Source organism: Pelagicoccus sp. SDUM812002, assembly GCF_031127835.1.
Classification (GTDB): domain Bacteria; phylum Verrucomicrobiota; class Verrucomicrobiia; order Opitutales; family Opitutaceae; genus Pelagicoccus.
On sequence record NZ_JARXHX010000011.1, the window covers coordinates 49679 to 65777 of the forward strand.

Sequence of the window (16099 nt, forward strand, 5' to 3'; positions counted from 1 at the left end):
CGGAGACGACAGCAACGCAAAATTCCACCCTCAGACGAGTCTCCCTATGATCCAGATCTCAAAAAAACCAATTGCTCCACCCCATCTATCCCCTATTCCTCCCTAGCATGGCTGAAGCAAATTCGATCTCTTCCATTCTCTTCGTCTGCATGGGCAACATTTGCCGTTCGCCTTCCGGAGAAAACGTCATGCGTAAGCTGCTCGAAGATGCCGGCCTCAACAACTGTGTGGTCTGCGATTCCGCCGGCACCATCGGCTACCACACCGGCAATCCGCCTGACCCCCGCATGAGCTCCGCTGGTCGCAAGCGCGGTCTCCCCATGACCGGTTCCGCTCGCCAAGTCACCGCGGACGACCTAGAGCGTTTCGACCTCATCCTTGCCATGGACAACGAGAACTTCGCAGACCTAGAGCGTCTCTCCAATCCTGATAACCGCCATAAGATCAAACGCTTCTGTGACTTTTGCATCCAGCATTCGGATACCGAAGTCCCCGACCCCTACTACGGCGGTGCCCAAGGCTTCGAACACGTACTCGACCTCCTCGAAGACGGCTGCCGCCAAATCCTGAAGCAAATAAGATAGGATAACTGAGGATCACCCGTCAGGGCTCCAAATTCAATTGCAACACGCCCGCAGAAGTTCGCTAGCCGTAAATATGCCTGACCGCGACCTCATCGAAGACGCAATCTCTCACCACAGCGGACGCCTCTTCACCATCGAGGCCCAAGAAGCAATCGGAGGTGGTTGCATCAACGACGCTTACCGAGTCCGAGGTGACGACCAACAATTCTTCGTCAAAGCCAACGAAACGTCCTTTCTGCACGCTTTCGCCTCAGAAGCCAACGCCCTCCGCGAACTCGCTGCGACGGAAACCATCCGAGTGCCAGAAGTCGTCGATCTTATCGAGGGCGAAACCCAATCGTACTTGATCCTCGAATACATCGAGCCCCGCCCCTCAAGCTCCGGAAACTGGAAGTCCCTCGGCCGCAAGCTCGCTCAGCTCCACCGCATCCAACAAGCGCACTTTGGATGGCAAGAAGACAACAGCATCGGTGCTACACCACAACCCAACCCAAAGACTGATTCTTGGTCCGAGTTTTTCCGAACATACCGACTCGAGCACCAGCTCAAGCTCTGCTCTAGCCGAGGCTACCAGCTACCTTTCGCTGACAAACTTCTCGCAGCCGTCCCCTCCTTCTTCGTAGACCACGAGCCCAGTCCCAGCCTCCTGCACGGCGACCTCTGGTCCGGCAACGTCTCCTTCACCAGCGAGGGAATTCCTTTCGTCTACGATCCCGCCAGCTACTACGGCGACCGAGAAGCCGACCTCGCATTTACTGAGTTTTTCGGAGGTTTCCCGTCAGAGTTCTACCGCGCCTACCAAAAAGAATAGCCATTGGATTCCGGATACGAGCAGCGAAAAACGCTCTACAACCTCTACCATTGCCTCAATCACCTCTACTTGTTTGGAGCGAGCTACGCCCACCAAGCAGAGCACATGGCCCGTCAACTGCTCTCAAAATAAGTCTCCAACAAGTCGAAAAGTACTTCACTCTTCACGCTTCACTCTCCACAACTCCCACCCATGTCCCTACTCGAAGCCATCCTACTCGGCATCATCCAAGGCCTCACCGAATTCCTTCCCGTCAGCAGCAGCGGCCACCTCGAGCTAGGCAAAGCGATCCTCGGCATAGAAACGACCGAAGACGTCACCTTCACCGTCGTAGTACACGGTGCCACCGTCCTCTCAACCATCGTCATCTTCTGGCGTGACATCCTCGACCTTCTTCGAGGGCTTTTCACGTCCAGTTGGAATGAATCCAAAACCTATATCGCCCTGCTCCTCTGGTCTTCGATCCCCGTCGTCATCGTTGGACTATTTTTCAAGGAAGAGGTGGAAAGCCTCTTCACCGGCAACGTTCTCCTCGTCGGTTGCATGCTCCTCGTCACCGGAGCCCTGCTATCTTTCACGTACTACTCGCCCAAAGAAGGCGGCCCAGTCACCTTCAAAAAAGCCATCATCATCGGCATTTCCCAAGCCATCGCCGTCATGCCCGGCATCTCCCGCTCCGGCTCTACCATCGCCACCGGACTTCTACTCGGCGTCGACAAAAGCAAGGTCGCCCGCTTTTCCTTCCTTATGGTTCTCATCCCCATCATCGGGGCCAATTGCAAAGACATCATCGACGGCGGCATGGCCAACTCCGTTGTAGCGCCGCTCCCTCTCATCGCCGGAGCCATAGCCGCGTTCTTATCTGGCGTGCTCGCCTGCAAATGGATGATCTCCGTCGTCACTCGCGGCAAGCTCATCTACTTCGCGTACTACTGCTTCACCGCCGGCACCATCGCCATCGCTGCGCACTACCTCGCCTAGGAGGGACGGTTTCCACTCCGTCCTCCCTGCAAGATCGCCAATCCATGGGCTTGCAGCTCGCTGCAGACCGTGCTGCAGGGTTGCCCTACCTCCTCGCAGCTACCCTCTCCAAAAACGCCAGCTTCGCCGCGTCTGCGCTGACCAGCCGTTTCGCTACCCGCTCTAACCGCAAGCATTCCTCCTCCCGCACAAGGCAGCCCCAGCCCAGCGGAATCTCATCAAAGCGTTTCAGCACCCCTTCATCGACCACGAGGTAGCAGAAGTTCGACGCCCCATAACGGGCGATCCGCGAAAACTTCACCCCATCCGCCAACTTGCGTTCCAGCAAGCTCAGCCGGCTTACCAGCCGCCGCCAGCGCTCGTGCCTCAGCTCGCCGAAGTCGTATTCATCGTATTCGCTAAACAACGACACCCATTGCCGACATTCCGGCAGATGCATCCCTAGGAGCTCCCGCAAACGCTCGACATCCTCCGCCAAGCCAGCCTGCTCATGAGCCACCGCTTTTTCCACGCTCGCATCCCTCAAGAAATCCGCCCGACTCTGCTTACACTCCAAAACAAAGGTTTCGCCTAAAGCACCCATTCTCCCAGAGTTTCGATAACCAGCAACGTCCACCCGATAGGGCGAAAGCGGCAATCGCACCTCCGTCGCCCTCGCCCGACATCCCTGCGCCTTCAGCCACTCCAGCGACAACCCCTTCAGCTCTTGATGCTGTTTAGACTCACCGCTCTTCACTCTCTCCACTCGCTCGCTAACCATATTACACGAACTTAGCGCCCAACCTACGACATCCTCCGCCCTACCCCCAAATATTCTCCTTCCCCTCGGCTCGCGCTCGGAATCCCCTCATTCCCTTCCTCAATCCGGCCCTTTGCGGTTTTAACGCTTTCCCTTTCCCCCATCTGCATTCTTCTTTCATTCCTCTAAAATGAAACTCGGATTCCTCGCATCACACGGCGGTTCAAACATGCAGGCCATCCTTGACGGATGCGCTGCAGGCAGCATTCCCGCGACCCCCGCCCTCCTCATCTGTAACAATCCCGGAGCGGGGGCCCTAGATCGCGCCGCGAACGCCGGCATGCCAGCCCGAGTCCTCAACGGCAAGACCCACCCCGATCCGTCGGACCTCGACGCCGCCATCCTCGACGCCCTGCGCAACGCTGGAGTCGACCTCGTCATCCTCGCTGGCTACATGAAGAAAATCGGACCCCAGCTCCTCGCCAGCTACCAAAACCGAATCCTCAATATTCACCCAGCCCTCCTTCCCAAGTTCGGCGGCCAAGGCATGTTCGGCATGCACGTGCATACAGCCGTCATCTCTGCTGGCGAAACCGAATCCGGCGCCACCGTGCACCTCATCGACGAAGTATACGACCAAGGTCCGATCCTGCAACAGGCACGCGTTCCTGTCCTTTCCAACGACACACCCGAAACCCTGCAAGCCCGCGTTCTCTCCCAAGAGCATCAGCTCTACCCCGACACCATCGCCAAAATCGCCAGAGGCGATATCCAGCTTCCGTAGGAAGCTGTAGCGAGGCAGGATTCCCAACTCTCCGATCTAAATCATCGGCCCCCTAAGGACTTCCACGTTCACGATTTCAGCGTCCACCCCAGCGAAAATCGTGCCCGCAAAATTCCCTCAACTAATCCTTGAATCCACGCCCGGCTTCGACAGCGTCATCGACTTCCCTTCGAACAGCCAAGATGCCCGGTCCCACCAAGCAATCCCAGAAATCCATCAAACGAGTCAAAGACGGTGTCCGCCGCTTTCTCGAAACCATGGCTGGAGAGCAAGAGGAAGCTGACGACGAGGAAGCCCAAAGGAGCGAGCCCCCCGTCGTTGACACCAATGACCTCCCCGACGACCTCGTCCGCATCGCCCAACTAGAGAGCGAAAACCTCGAAGCCGAACACCGCCAAATCGAAAAATGGCGCAGCGAGCTCGAGGCCACACTCCGTGACCGCGAAGAACGCCAAGCCTACTTCGCCGACCTAGCCACCGAGCGCCAGTCCCGCTTCAAGCTCATGCTCGAAAGCGCCAAGGCCCAGCTGGCTGGCCGACCTCCAATTGAGGAGCCCGAGGAAGCCGAAGAAGAGCCGGAGGCACCAGCCGTGCCAATCGCCGAGCCCATACCCGCCGGTCCTTACCACACTCCCACCCTAGAGCTGCTCGAAGCATCCAGCATCGAAGACGCCATTCTCGTTTCCCCAGAAACCCTCGAAGAACAAGAGCTCAAACTGCAAGGCGTACTCGATAATTTCGCCGTCGACGCCATGGTCTACGACGCCGTGGTGGGTCCCCGCGTCACCCAGTTCCGCATTCGCCCCGGCATCGGCGTGCGCGTCGAAAAGATCAGCGGCCTACAGAAGAACATTTCCCTCAACCTCGCCCAAACCAACGTCCGCATCCAAGCCCCCATCCCGGGCGAACCCTTCGTCGGCGTGGAAATCGGCAACGGCAACACCCTGCCCATCCGCCTTCGCTCCGTCTTCGAGTCCAAGGCCTGGCAGCACGGCAGCGAAACCATCCCGCTCGCTATCGGCATGGACATCCAGGGTAAAATCATCGTAGCCGATCTCGCCAAAGCCCCGCACCTCCTCATCGCAGGCGCCACCGGCTCTGGTAAGTCCGTGTGCATGAGCAACCTCATCGTCAGCCTGCTCTACAAATTTTCCCCTGCGGAAATGGAGCTCGTACTGATCGACCCCAAGCGCGTCGAGTTCGGACTGTTCAAAGAAGTTCCCCACCTCATCCATCCCGTGGTCGGCGATCCCAAGACCGCCGTCCTCCTGCTCAAGTGGGTGGTCAAGGAGATGGAGAACCGCTACGAGATCCTCGCCGAGAAGCAGGTCCGCAACATCGCCAGCTACAACGCCAAGGCCGAAGCCCAAGGATTCGACAAGCTGCCTTTCATGGTCGTCATCATCGACGAGCTGGCCGACCTCATGATGACTTCCAAAGGTGAGGCAGAAGCCTCCCTCGCCCGTATCGCTCAACTCTCCCGCGCTGTCGGTATCCACACCATCATCGCCACCCAGCGCCCCTCCGTCAACGTCATCACCGGCGTCATCAAAGCCAACTACCCGACCCGCATCGCCTTCCAAGTCTCCTCCATCGTCGACTCCCGCACCATCCTCGACTGCAAAGGCGCCGAGTCTCTCCTCGGCCAAGGCGACATGCTCTTCAATCCACCTGGTTTCGCCCGCCTCGTACGTATCCAAAGTCCTATGGTGCAAGACGAGGAGCTAACCCGCGTCGTCACCCACGTGTCCTCCGAGCAGCCCGACCGCAACCGCGTCGATCTCGCCGCCTTCGAATCCAAGGCCGAAGGCACCGCCGAGTCCCTCGCCGACGGAGCTGACGACCTCTACATGCAGGCCCTCGCCATCGTGGCCGAAACCCAAAAAGCCAGCACCAGTTATTTGCAACGCCGCCTGCGCATCGGCTACAACCGCGCCGCGACGCTTATCGAGGAAATGGAAGACCGTTTCCACATCGGCCCCCAAAACGGCTCCACCCCCCGCGAAGTCTTCGTCACCCTGGAGAACCTCCAGCAATGAGCTCCCAACTCCCAACAGGTGGCGCGGCTTGTCCGAAGACGCAAAGGTGGCACGGCCGTGGGCGCTTCGCTTTGTCGTCGCAGGAGCTCCTCGGTACCGCGGGAGTCACTCCAACTCGCCTCTCCATAGGATTGGCCCTTGCTCCAGGCCGCACTGCAGGATCCGCCTCCCGTAGGGCTGGCGCTTGCGCCACGCCGCAACGACCTGATCCCCACCAGCTCACCCTTCACTCTACACCCTTCACTCTTCAGCAGCGCGCCTAATGGATATCCTCTCCATCAACGATCTGCTCGACGCCCTCGAAGAGCACGGACCCGAAAAGGTCATCAAGGCCACCCGCAAGAAGCCAATCTCCAGCTTCGCCCTGCGTAGCCTGTATTCAGAATACGCGGACAACGACAAATACCTCCTCTTCCTCGCCCAATACCCGCTCCTCCCATCCGAGCTAGCCCAAGGCATCGCTGACGGCCTCAAGCCAAAGCAAGTAAACATTGCCACCGCTCTCGCCAGCAACCCCCGCACCCCCGCCCAATCGCTCGGACTGCTCGCCACTCACGCCAGCGCTAGCGTGCGCATCGCTGTCGCAAGCAATCCCAACGTCAGCCCCAAGGAGTGCCAAACGCTCGCCCAAGACGAAGCCACCTTCGTCCGCGCTGCGATCGCCCAAAACCCGAGCCTGCCGACCTACCTCCAGTTCATCCTCGCCACGGACGATGAACCCGCCGTCAAGATCGCCCTCGCCGAGCGCGAAAACCTCGACGGCGACGTCGCCCACCAGCTCAGCCGCGACGACTCCGCCCTCGTCAAATCCGCCCTCGTGCGAAACAAGTACCTCGATCCCGAGCTCTTCCAAATGTGGGCCGACTCCGACGACGAAATCCTCCAGTCCCTCCTCCAACGCCAGGCCGACAAGTTTCCCGCCTCTGTCCGCAATTCCCTGCGGTACTCGGCGCACCCGACAGTTCGCTTCCCCGCTCTCGACAGCAGCCCCATCTCTCTTCCGGAAATGCTCTGGCTAGCCGAGTCCGACACCATCGAAGACCGCGTCTACCTCTCCCAAAAGCCAAACTTGCCCGCGGCGATCCAACGTATCCTCGCTCAGGATACATCTGCCAAAGTGCGACGCTACCTCGCCGCCAGCGCCAGCATCCAACAAGACATCGCCGAACGCGTCGCCACCTCGCACGACCTGCAAGCCTGCATCGCCCTCGCCAAGAATCCCAACGCTAGCCCCGAGCTCCTCAACGAGCTCTGCCTCCACTCCGATCCCCAAGTCGCCACCCTCGTAGCCTACCGAGACGACCTCTGCGAGCACCATTGGGACCTGCTCATCAACCACCGCTCCGACAACACCGTAGCCGAACACATAGCCTTCCAGGCCATCGACTATCCGGAAATCGAAGCGCCCGTCGCGGAACGCTTCGCCGCTAGTCCTAATCCTTCCCTCCGCGCCTTCGCCGCCGCAGCCTTCGACCTCTCGCCGGCATCCCTCGCAACTCTTAGCCACGACATCTGCGAAAAAGTCCGCGAATCCGTAGCAAACAATCCCAAGGTTCCCGAGCCTCAGCTCCGCGAGCTTTGCTACGACGATAACCAAGACATCGCCAACGCCGCCGAGAAGACCATTGCCCAACGTCTCCAAGCCGCCAATACAAGCCAACCACAAAAAACTTTCCAGCAAACTGCAACCGCCGCCCGCAATAGCGGATCCCGCAAAACCATTCTCAAAAACATCCTAAGCTTCTTCAAAGAATAACAACCATGGCCAAGAAAGCACAAAAACTCGAACCCCTAAGCTTCGAAGAAATCGTCCTGCGCGGCGACAGCGAAACCATCCGCCAAGCCCTCGAAGCCCGTACCAAGATAGACACCCTGCTCGAGGAGCGCGAAGCCGCCTACCAGCGCATCAGCGAACTCGAAAGCCAAGTCGAGTCCATCGTCGGCGAAGAAGGCGTATTCCCCTTCCCAGCTCCACCCGCTCCCGTATCCGCATTCCCAACACAAGCTCCCGCTAAAAAGGCAGCCAAAAAAGCAGCCCCCAAGCCAACCAAGGAAGAAGAGACCAAGAAGGACGACGCCCCCGAATCCGACAAGCCCGCCGAGGAAAAAGAATAGGAGGGACGGGCTCCACCCCGTCCGCAGTGCAGGATAAATACATCCACCCGTGCCCTTCTTGGGCGACAAACACACATGCCAACTAACATGTCCATAGACGAGCTCGTCGCGGTCAACTCTCTGCTCATCGAGCGAGAGACTTGCCTCGCTGACCTCAGTCACATCGAGACCACCATCTCGGACATCCTTGGCCAACTCTACCCCTTCGAAGATCCAGCGGTCGAACTTCCGTCCAACAAGAAAGGCAAACGAGCCAAGGCCACGAAGCAGCCCAAAGCCAAAGCCGCTCCTAAGATCCGCCGCCTCAAAGACGGCGAAACCGGCTACCGCGTCACCCTCACCGAAAAGTGCGGAGCCAAAACTCACGACCTCCTGGACTTCGCCCCCTTCCAGAAGCTCCTCGTGAACCCCCTCCCTCACCACCGTATCCAGTCCGTGGCGACCCTCGACGACACCCTAAACGTCGCCGACACCCTCTACGAAACCCCGTAGGGCGAAGCTTTCCAGTCCGCCGAAGCTCCAACGAATGCGGAAGCCCGCGTCCCCAGCGCTAAATCCGCCCGCAAACGCTCGCCGCTGACGTTCGTGGCACGCTCTCGCACCTGCCACAAACGTAGGGTGCGAGGTTTACCCTCGTCCCGCACTGCACGATTAGATTTCCCAAGCCACCATCCCTTTTCCATTGCTCCCCCCACCCCGAGCGCCGACCTTCTCAGCGATGCACATCCGCCCCACTTCCAACCCTCGTCGAGGCGGAATCGCCCTCGTCCTCCTAGTCCTCGTCATCCTCCTCTCCGTCGGAGGCCTCGGCTACTACTACTTCACCGCGAATGCCCAGGAACGCTACGCGAGCGAAACCGTCCAGCTCGCCAAAGCCACCTCGCAAGCGATCTATCGACTCAACGAACGTTCGCCCCGCGGCGATCTTGACAAGATCCACGCCCAAATCGCCCTTTACCAAGCCCGCGACGACGCGGACCCCAAGCTGATCGAAAGCTGGACCAAACAAAGCAAAACCATCGAGGAAAGCCTCGCGAAACGCGACGCCCAAGCCGCCCAGATGCAAACGCGGGCCAGCGAATTCAGCTCCGACAGTAGTCTCGTTGAGCTCGAAACCTTCGACGCGGAAATCAAGGAGTTCGCCAAAAGCTTGGACCAAGGCACTCGCAACCGACTCTTGACCGCTTGGTCCCAGAGGAAGAACCAAATCCTTGCGGAAATCCAAAGTGTCTCCGCTACCATCATCGCCAAGTCCTTTCCCTCCGGAGCAAAAACGTACCTAGACGGTGAATACATCGGTCTGTCCTCGCTCGGCATTCAAAACGTCCGCAAAGGCAAACATCTCCTCGCTTTCGAAAAAGACGGCTACCTACCCACCGAGCTCGAAGTTCTTGTCAGCCAAAGCGAGACCATCGAACCACCGCTCGTCGAGCTACAGCTCGCGGTTCGCCCTATCCAAGTGGCCGTCGTCGGAGGGAAACAACGGGCCAAGATCTCCGTCTCCCTCGAAAAAACCGCCGACAACAACGACGACATCATCCTTTACATCGACGAACAAGAAGGTCGCGAGGCGACCTTCAGCCAAGCCCCACTGGGCCGCATCCGCCTCTCCGTCACAGCCGACCTCCGCCTCGCCGCCGAACAAATCATCGAAAACCGGGAAGGCCTCCAAAATCCAATCGTAATCGACCTCGATCAATAAGCTCCTAGGCACCCTTCCTCAAGTAGTTCGACACTCGGGACTCTCCGGTGGCATTATGGAGTTCCACTCTTTCCTTTTCCAACTCCGAGCCTCGCCATGCCTTTTTACCAAGACCTCGACCCCAGCACTCCCTCTGGAAAACGCACAGCCGAACGCCTAATCATTCTCAAAGAAGCACTGAAGGAAATCCCAGAGAAGACCGTCGACTCCACACTTTTAGTAGCGACGTGGAATATTCGCGACTTCGATAAACCAGCCTATGGCGAGCGCTCCGAGGAGGCGATCTACTACCTGGCCGAAATCATTTCGCGTTTTGACATCGTCGCCGTCCAAGAAGTCTACCGCGATCTCAAAGCCCTCAACAGAGTCCTCAAGATCCTCGGCGGCTTTTGGAAGCCACTCATTAGCGACACCACCGAGGGCAGCAAGGGCAACGATGAGCGAATGGTCTACCTGTACGACTCGCGTAAAGTCGCCTTCGGTGGGCTAGCTGGTGAACTCGTACTTCCAGACATCAAAACCGAAACCGGCGACGTAGTGCCCGCTCAGCAATTCTGGCGGAGTCCCTACATTTGTGGCTTCAAAGCAGGCTGGTCGACTTTCATGCTCTGCTCCGCACACATTCTGTGGGGCCGACAAAAAGCGATCGGCGGCATCGAACCAGCAGACCGAATCGAGGAGATCCGCAAGGTCGCGAAGTTCCTCAAAAAGCGTACGCAAGATCCCGCCGTCTGGTCACGTAACCTAATTTTACTCGGCGACTTCAACATCTTCTCAAGCGATGAAAAGGGAGCCTTCGGCGAGCTCACCAAAACCGGCGGCTTTACCATTCCGGACCACCACCGTGATTTTGTAACCAACGCCAGCAAAAATCGCAGCTACGACCAAATCGCGTTTCTTATCCAAAAAGACAGACTCGACTGGACCGGACGTGCCGGCGTCTTCGACTACTACCAGTATGTCTACACCGAGCTCGACCAGGAGCTCTACGCCGAAGCGATGGGCGCTGCCTACCATCTGACCAGCCGAGGAGCGATACGGAACGCAGCCAGTAAAAGTCGCTACTATAAAACCTATTGGCGAACCCACCAAATGTCCGACCACCTTCCCCTATGGGTGGAGCTGAAAATCGATTTCTCCGGCCAATACCTCAAACGTAAGCTAGCCGGCGGCATCTAGTTCAGGCGCGTCCCGAGCACAAAGCATCAGGACTTCCCATCCACACTTCCTATTGTGATCGCGGAATACTCCCCCAAAAGAAAAAGAGCGGACTCCCCAAAGTCCGCTCTAGAAAAATTCAGTCTGTCGCTTAATCGATCTTCAGTAGTCGATCCGACTTGTCTCTAAGATCTCGATACAGGAATTCATCGCCCGCCAGGTGCTTTCCGTACGCTGGCAACATCGTGCTCAATCGCTCTTGCCACTCTTCGGTCTTCACCTCTTCAGGGAAACACTTCTCCAAAACTTCTACTATGATGGAGACAGAAGTCGACGCTCCCGGCGACGCTCCCAGCAAGGCCGCGATCGAACCATCCTGAGCTGCCACCACCTCTGTGCCAAACTCAAGCTTGCCGCCTTTTCCGCCCGCGTTTTTCTTGATGATCTGTACGCGTTGGCCAGCAGTAACCAGCTTCCAGTCCTCTTCCTTTGCGTCCGGGAAGAACTCGCGCAAGCCTTCCACACGATCGCTGTGCGACTTACGCACTTCGTTGATCAGATACTGGGTCAGGTCCATATTATCACGCCCCACCGTCAGGAGGGGCAGAATATTGTCGAGCTTCACAGACTTGATAAGATCGAGCATCGATCCTTCCTTTAAAAACTTGGGAGAAAAGCCCGCATACGGGCCAAACAGCAATGCGCGACGGCCATCGATCACGCGCGTATCCAAATGCGGCACCGACATCGGAGGGGCACCCACCGCAGCCTTGCCATAGACCTTGGCTGCGTGCCGCTCGATGATGTCATGATCCGTGCAGACAAGAAACTGTCCGCTCACTGGAAATCCTCCAAAGCCTTTGCCCTCGGGAATTCCCGATTTCTGCAATAAGTGCAGGGAGCCACCACCAGCACCGATGAAGGCGAACCTGGCCGCCAGCTTCTGCTTCCCGTATTCCTCACTGTCGACCTTGAGCTTCCATTGCCCATCTGCCGCCTGGGAAATATCCGTGACCCGCGCCTGCATGGCGAGCTCTACGCCGTCGAGCGAGATCAGGTGGTCGATCAATTGCTGCGTGAGAGCACCGAAGTTGATATCCGTGCCGCTTTCCACTCTCGTAGCTGCTACCATTTCATCGTCGGGACGCCCCTGCCAAAGAAGCGGTGCCCACTCCTTCACCACCTCAGGATCCTCCGAGTACTGCATCTCTCCAAACAGGTGTTGCGCTTTCAGAGCATCGAAACGGGCCTTCAGATAATCACGGTCCGCTTCCCCATGCACGAAACTCATGTGCGGTACCCGCTTGATGAATACACTCGGATCGGAGATCACACCTTCATCCACTAAACGCGCCCAAAAGTGCTTCGAGTTCTCGAATTGCTCGTTAATCTTCATCGCCTTCGAGACGTCGACCGAACCATCCGCCTTTTGGGGCGTATAGTTCAGCTCGCAAAGCGCCGCGTGCCCGGTGCCCGCGTTGTTCCAAGCATGAGAACTTTCTAGGGCAACGCGCGGGAGCGATTCCACGATCTGGATCGTCAACTGAGGGCTCAGCCGTTTCAGCATGATCCCGAGAGTCGCGCTCATTATGCCGCCGCCAATCAGGACGACGTCAGGATTTTCGAGAATGGGACCGGTCGAAGGTCTTACGGTACGTTGTTTCATAGCGTTGCGACCGCGAATCCATTCGGACTCGCAGCTTCAATGATGTTTTTGGTGTCCCGTCTCCCCTTCCGAGAAGGTGAAGTCTTCAATTTCCAAGAAACGGGACCGCACTTCAGAAGCAAAGCCAGCCCCTTGGCAACGCCTTAGAATGGCTTATACCGCTGCAATTCATTGCCGACTGCTCCTAATGACCCGCAAGTCTTGCACTACCAGAAACATGCATTGATCCCAGCCCCAACAATCTGCTAAAAAAAGATTGTGCTCAAACCCGTGAAATCCCTGATCACTAGCTTCCAGCCTTTTCGCGGGCGCGCACGAAACGGCTCTCAGACAATGGGAGCCGCCCTAGCCTCTGACCTCCTCGATCAAGAGATCCAGCATCTCGACCTACCTGTCGAGTGGGGCGCTATTGAGACGCTTGCCCTACCTCTGATCGACTCCTTCCAACCTGACATCGTCCTCGGCCTAGGCGAAGGCTCGCCTCGATTCCTAAGAATCGAAACCCTCGCTATCAATCGACGCTTCGGTATCGACGAAGTTCAAAAATCACCCACCGGCGAAACGATCGATCCAGCTGGTCCCGAGAGCGCCCACGGCCGCTGGCCGCTACCAGAGACACCCGAGGATTCGATCACGACGAGCAGCGATGCAGGCTGTTTCCTCTGCAATAACGCGCTCTACCGCTACGCTCTCAGCCCTTGTCGCTTCGCCGGCTTCTTCCATCTCCCACCGCAAGGTACTACGTCAAACGAAGCCTATCTCAGTCAATGGCTACCTAAAGTTCGCCACCTTCTCGAACTCACTATCCTCCAGATGCCTCGCCCATGAGCGCCACAAAACTCCAGCTTCTCCGACACGCCATGACTCGCTACGCGGAACTCAGCGACTCCACTTGGACCAAGCTTTGCCAAGCTTGCAGCGAACGGAAACTCAGCAAAGGAGAAACCCTCGTGCAAATCGGAACTCCCAGCCGCCACCTCTATTTTGTCTGCCAAGGCCTGCTCCGTTCCTATACGCTCTCCGCCGACGGAAAGGAATACAACAAGAAGTTCTTCCCGGAAAACACCTTCCCCGGAACCATTCGCGCTCTCCTGAAGAGCGAAGCTTCAGACTTCGCCCTGCAAGCTCTCGAGCCATCGAGCGTACTGGCGATCGACCACCACGCCTATCGCCGCTTGCTTGAATCGAGCGAGGACCTGAAGTGGTACCATATCCAATATCTGGAGACGAACTGGGTGCTCGAAAAGGAACCAATCGAGGTAGGACTCGCCCTCTCCGACTCAACCGCTCGCTACCGAGCGTTCATCGAAAAACATGCGTCGATCCTCGACCGCATTCCACTTCATCACATCGCCTCCGCTATTGGAGTTACTCCCACCCAACTAAGCCGTATCCGCAAGGCGGTGACAGCGAACATATAATCTTCGCACCTACAATCCCGCCACGAGAGCGTCCATCAAAGCACCCGCATTCCGGTGTTTGAGCAACGGAACTCCTTGCCCGGAATAAAGCGCCATACCTTCCGCATCTCCATTCTCGACAGCTGCTTGCTTTAGCGGTCCAGTCAGCCAACTCTGTGCAGGGAATGGTAACACTTCCGATTCGGATGCTTCCAATTCCTGCAGGATTCGATTCGGCATGAACCGAGCTAAGCGCCCAGTGAATCGTCGCGACAAAACCGTACGGCCATCTTTATTTGCACGCAGACGTTGCCGATGAAGTTCCTGAGCCCCCGATTCTTCGCAAGCGAGAAAGGCTGTTCCGATCTGCACCGCGTCTGCGCCTAGAGCAAAGGCTGCCCGCATACCGCGAACGTCCGCAATGCCACCCGCTGCTACCACAGGTACCTTCACTCGATCGCGGATCGCAGGCACCAACGCAAAGGTCTCTACCAACGATTCCTCAGGTGAATCCAAATACGATGGCCGATGGCCGCCCGCGTCCATACCAGTCGCTAACACCACATCGACACCAGCCGCTTCCAGTGTCTCTGCCTCAGCGATGGTGGTCGCCACTCCGATTGTCACGATACGCCGACAACGCTTTCCTTCAGAATCTCTCGTGCTGGAACTGAAGCCCGCCATCGAGGCCATCGCTGCAGTCGGTCACCGCATTAAAGCGATCAGGGTAGAAAAGTAGGATCGCTTAGCAATCTTCAGCGTCTCTCAACATAGGTCGATGCCTGTCTGGGCCCCGAGCGCTAGACTCGCCCCATGCCCAACACGCAACTCGCACTCATCAGCCTCACGGCCGGCATGGCCATCTCGCTGCAAAGCTCCCTGAGCGGCCAGCTAAGCCAACGTATCAACAATCCGCTGCTGGCCAGCGCCTCCGTCTACTTGATCGGACTCCTCGGCATTGCGGTCTACCTCGCCACTCACCGCAGTCAATTGCCGGCTCGCGAGATCCTTTCACAAGTTCCCCTCTATTTGTGGCTGACGGGCGGGCTCATCAGCGCCCTCGCTCTTTCCACCATCTATAAAGTGATGCCCGACTTCGGAGTCGCCTCTACGCTTCTCTTCGTCATCTGCGGGCAACTACTCGTCGGCGCCGTCGTCAGCCATTTCGCTTGGTTCGGCATGCCCGCGGCCCCTCTCACGCCAACCCGACTGGCATCGCTTTTACTCGTGCTCGCAGGAGCGAGCCTCTACAACTACCAACCTGCTGCCTAAGCACCCATGAACGCTACCATTCCACAAGACCAGCTCGAACTCGGCCTCTACTTCCAGCGAATCGGTTTCACCGCCGAAGCCAAACCAACGCTTTCCTCCCTCAAGCACCTGCACCGCCTCCACGAGGAATCCATTCCCTTCGAGAACCTAGATCCCCTGCTCAACCGCCCAGTCTCCATCGACCCCCCCGACGTCTTCGAAAAACTAGTCGCCCAAAAACGAGGGGGCTACTGCTTCGAGCAAAACACACTTTTCGCCGCCGTCCTGCGAGCTATCGGGTTTCGAGTCGATCCCCTGCTCGCTCGCGTTAGCTGGCTTGCTCCCGAAGATGTCACGACCCCGCTCAGCCATATGGTCCTACGCGTTGAAACCGAATTCGGTCCGCATCTCGCGGATGTGGGATTCGGAGGAGTCGGACTGGTCGAACCGATCGCGCTCGATACGAGCGAAACGCAACACCTAGACTTCGAACCTCGCCGCATCATCCAACGCGACGAGCAACTCGTCCATCAAATCAAACTAAGCGATGATTGGAACGACATCTATCAATTATCTCCCAAGCCGGTGCCGCCCATCGATCTCGAAATCGGCAACTGGTACTCGCACACCCACCCACAAGCGCGTTTTCGAAATTCGCTCCTTGTCGCTCGCCTAACAAAGACCGGTCGTATCGTCGTCGCCGATACAGAACTAATTGAACGCGATTGGTCCGGCAACGCGAAACGTACGGAAATAAAAAGCCAAAGCGAACTACGACAAATCCTATCGGACCGTTTCGACCTGGAGCTTTCTCCCGAGGATCGAATCGTCCTCGCCGGTAAACCGCTAAAAAACTAGCGACTGAATCG

At 57.6% G+C, this 16099-nt stretch carries 17 protein-coding genes and 1 pseudogene; 15 read left to right on the forward strand and 3 right to left on the reverse strand.

Annotated features, from left to right (window positions below):
• Positions 1-107 precede the first annotated feature (107 nt).
• The 3 genes and pseudogenes from QEH53_RS15730 (at position 108) to QEH53_RS15740 (ending at position 2376) form a co-directional block, all read left to right on the forward strand.
• Positions 108-584 carry a low molecular weight protein-tyrosine-phosphatase gene (locus QEH53_RS15730; protein ID WP_309024173.1) on the forward strand — a complete coding sequence of 159 codons (477 nt, stop codon included), beginning with the start codon at positions 108-110 and terminating at the stop codon, positions 582-584.
• A gap of 73 nt (positions 585-657) precedes the next feature.
• Positions 658-1527: pseudogene (locus QEH53_RS15735) on the forward strand (fructosamine kinase family protein).
• Between the two features lie 60 nt (positions 1528-1587).
• Positions 1588-2376: an undecaprenyl-diphosphate phosphatase gene (locus QEH53_RS15740; protein ID WP_309024174.1), complete on the forward strand. Its 789-nt coding sequence runs from the start codon at positions 1588-1590 to the stop codon at positions 2374-2376.
• Between the two features lie 85 nt (positions 2377-2461).
• Here the strand turns inward: QEH53_RS15740 and QEH53_RS15745 are convergent, their stop codons facing one another.
• The gene (locus QEH53_RS15745; RefSeq protein WP_309024175.1) at positions 2462-3136 is read right to left on the reverse strand and encodes a hypothetical protein; all 675 of its coding nucleotides are present in this window, start codon (positions 3134-3136) and stop codon (positions 2462-2464) included.
• A 169-nt stretch (positions 3137-3305) separates the two neighbouring features.
• On the opposite strand from QEH53_RS15745, the gene purN reads away from it, so the two are divergent.
• From purN to QEH53_RS15785, 8 genes are all read left to right on the forward strand, one after another.
• A complete protein-coding gene (purN, locus tag QEH53_RS15750; protein ID WP_309024176.1) occupies positions 3306-3899 on the forward strand; it encodes a phosphoribosylglycinamide formyltransferase in 594 nt (197 codons plus the stop codon).
• 182 nt (positions 3900-4081) lie between these two features.
• Positions 4082-5938, forward strand: coding sequence for a DNA translocase FtsK (locus QEH53_RS15755; RefSeq protein WP_309024177.1), 1857 nt, complete (start codon positions 4082-4084; stop codon positions 5936-5938).
• Complete coding sequence (locus QEH53_RS15760; protein ID WP_309024178.1) at positions 5935-6201, forward strand: hypothetical protein; 267 nt, start codon at positions 5935-5937, stop codon at positions 6199-6201. Before QEH53_RS15755 ends, QEH53_RS15760 begins: the two co-directional genes overlap by 4 nt.
• The gene (locus tag QEH53_RS15765) at positions 6201-7694 is read left to right on the forward strand and encodes a hypothetical protein (protein WP_309024179.1); all 1494 of its coding nucleotides are present in this window, start codon (positions 6201-6203) and stop codon (positions 7692-7694) included. The genes QEH53_RS15760 and QEH53_RS15765 overlap by 1 nt, the downstream gene beginning before the upstream one ends.
• 5 nt (positions 7695-7699) lie before the next feature.
• The gene (locus tag QEH53_RS15770; protein ID WP_309024180.1) at positions 7700-8053 is read left to right on the forward strand and encodes a hypothetical protein; all 354 of its coding nucleotides are present in this window, start codon (positions 7700-7702) and stop codon (positions 8051-8053) included.
• A gap of 87 nt (positions 8054-8140) precedes the next feature.
• Entirely contained in the window at positions 8141-8545 is a 405-nt protein-coding gene (locus QEH53_RS15775; protein ID WP_309024181.1) for a hypothetical protein, read from the forward strand.
• Positions 8546-8771: 226 nt separating this feature from the next.
• Positions 8772-9755: a PEGA domain-containing protein gene (locus tag QEH53_RS15780; protein WP_309024182.1), complete on the forward strand. Its 984-nt coding sequence runs from the start codon at positions 8772-8774 to the stop codon at positions 9753-9755.
• 96 nt (positions 9756-9851) lie between these two features.
• On the forward strand, positions 9852-10934 hold the full coding sequence (locus QEH53_RS15785; RefSeq protein WP_309024183.1) for an endonuclease/exonuclease/phosphatase family protein: 1083 nt from the start codon (positions 9852-9854) through the stop codon (positions 10932-10934).
• A 130-nt stretch (positions 10935-11064) separates the two neighbouring features.
• On the opposite strand, the gene mqo is transcribed toward QEH53_RS15785, so the two are convergent.
• A complete protein-coding gene (gene mqo, locus QEH53_RS15790; protein ID WP_309024184.1) occupies positions 11065-12579 on the reverse strand; it encodes a malate dehydrogenase (quinone) in 1515 nt (504 codons plus the stop codon).
• A gap of 270 nt (positions 12580-12849) precedes the next feature.
• Between mqo and QEH53_RS15795 the strand changes: the two genes are divergently transcribed.
• Together QEH53_RS15795 and QEH53_RS15800 are read left to right on the forward strand one after the other, a co-directional pair.
• The gene (locus tag QEH53_RS15795) at positions 12850-13407 is read left to right on the forward strand and encodes a hypothetical protein (RefSeq protein ID WP_309024185.1); all 558 of its coding nucleotides are present in this window, start codon (positions 12850-12852) and stop codon (positions 13405-13407) included.
• Entirely contained in the window at positions 13404-14000 is a 597-nt protein-coding gene (locus QEH53_RS15800; RefSeq protein WP_309024186.1) for a cyclic nucleotide-binding domain-containing protein, read from the forward strand. The genes QEH53_RS15795 and QEH53_RS15800 overlap by 4 nt, the downstream gene beginning before the upstream one ends.
• Before the next feature lie 9 nt (positions 14001-14009).
• Here QEH53_RS15800 and QEH53_RS15805 read toward each other — a convergent pair whose 3' ends face one another.
• Entirely contained in the window at positions 14010-14672 is a 663-nt protein-coding gene (locus QEH53_RS15805; protein ID WP_309024187.1) for a DUF561 domain-containing protein, read from the reverse strand.
• A 120-nt stretch (positions 14673-14792) separates the two neighbouring features.
• Here QEH53_RS15805 and QEH53_RS15810 point away from each other — a divergent pair, with 120 nt between their 5' ends.
• Together QEH53_RS15810 and QEH53_RS15815 are read left to right on the forward strand one after the other, a co-directional pair.
• The gene (locus tag QEH53_RS15810; protein WP_309024188.1) at positions 14793-15251 is read left to right on the forward strand and encodes a DMT family transporter; all 459 of its coding nucleotides are present in this window, start codon (positions 14793-14795) and stop codon (positions 15249-15251) included.
• 6 nt (positions 15252-15257) lie between these two features.
• Positions 15258-16088, forward strand: coding sequence for an arylamine N-acetyltransferase (locus tag QEH53_RS15815; RefSeq protein WP_309024189.1), 831 nt, complete (start codon positions 15258-15260; stop codon positions 16086-16088).
• Positions 16089-16099 lie beyond the last annotated feature (11 nt).

What these genes read in the sequence shown, in the direction of transcription:
- QEH53_RS15730 (WP_309024173.1), top strand. Translation starts at nt 108, where the DNA reads ATGGCTGAAGCAAATTCGATCTCTTCCATTCTCTTCGTCTGCATGGGC.
- QEH53_RS15740 (WP_309024174.1), top strand. Translation starts at nt 1,588, where the DNA reads ATGTCCCTACTCGAAGCCATCCTACTCGGCATCATCCAAGGCCTCACC.
- QEH53_RS15745 (WP_309024175.1), bottom strand. Translation starts at nt 3,136, where the DNA reads ATGGTTAGCGAGCGAGTGGAGAGAGTGAAGAGCGGTGAGTCTAAACAG.
- purN (WP_309024176.1), top strand. Translation starts at nt 3,306, where the DNA reads ATGAAACTCGGATTCCTCGCATCACACGGCGGTTCAAACATGCAGGCC.
- QEH53_RS15755 (WP_309024177.1), top strand. Translation starts at nt 4,082, where the DNA reads ATGCCCGGTCCCACCAAGCAATCCCAGAAATCCATCAAACGAGTCAAA.
- QEH53_RS15760 (WP_309024178.1), top strand. Translation starts at nt 5,935, where the DNA reads ATGAGCTCCCAACTCCCAACAGGTGGCGCGGCTTGTCCGAAGACGCAA.
- QEH53_RS15765 (WP_309024179.1), top strand. Translation starts at nt 6,201, where the DNA reads ATGGATATCCTCTCCATCAACGATCTGCTCGACGCCCTCGAAGAGCAC.
- QEH53_RS15770 (WP_309024180.1), top strand. Translation starts at nt 7,700, where the DNA reads ATGGCCAAGAAAGCACAAAAACTCGAACCCCTAAGCTTCGAAGAAATC.
- QEH53_RS15775 (WP_309024181.1), top strand. Translation starts at nt 8,141, where the DNA reads ATGTCCATAGACGAGCTCGTCGCGGTCAACTCTCTGCTCATCGAGCGA.
- QEH53_RS15780 (WP_309024182.1), top strand. Translation starts at nt 8,772, where the DNA reads ATGCACATCCGCCCCACTTCCAACCCTCGTCGAGGCGGAATCGCCCTC.
- QEH53_RS15785 (WP_309024183.1), top strand. Translation starts at nt 9,852, where the DNA reads ATGCCTTTTTACCAAGACCTCGACCCCAGCACTCCCTCTGGAAAACGC.
- mqo (WP_309024184.1), bottom strand. Translation starts at nt 12,579, where the DNA reads ATGAAACAACGTACCGTAAGACCTTCGACCGGTCCCATTCTCGAAAAT.
- QEH53_RS15800 (WP_309024186.1), top strand. Translation starts at nt 13,404, where the DNA reads ATGAGCGCCACAAAACTCCAGCTTCTCCGACACGCCATGACTCGCTAC.
- QEH53_RS15805 (WP_309024187.1), bottom strand. Translation starts at nt 14,672, where the DNA reads ATGGCCTCGATGGCGGGCTTCAGTTCCAGCACGAGAGATTCTGAAGGA.
- QEH53_RS15810 (WP_309024188.1), top strand. Translation starts at nt 14,793, where the DNA reads ATGCCCAACACGCAACTCGCACTCATCAGCCTCACGGCCGGCATGGCC.
- QEH53_RS15815 (WP_309024189.1), top strand. Translation starts at nt 15,258, where the DNA reads ATGAACGCTACCATTCCACAAGACCAGCTCGAACTCGGCCTCTACTTC.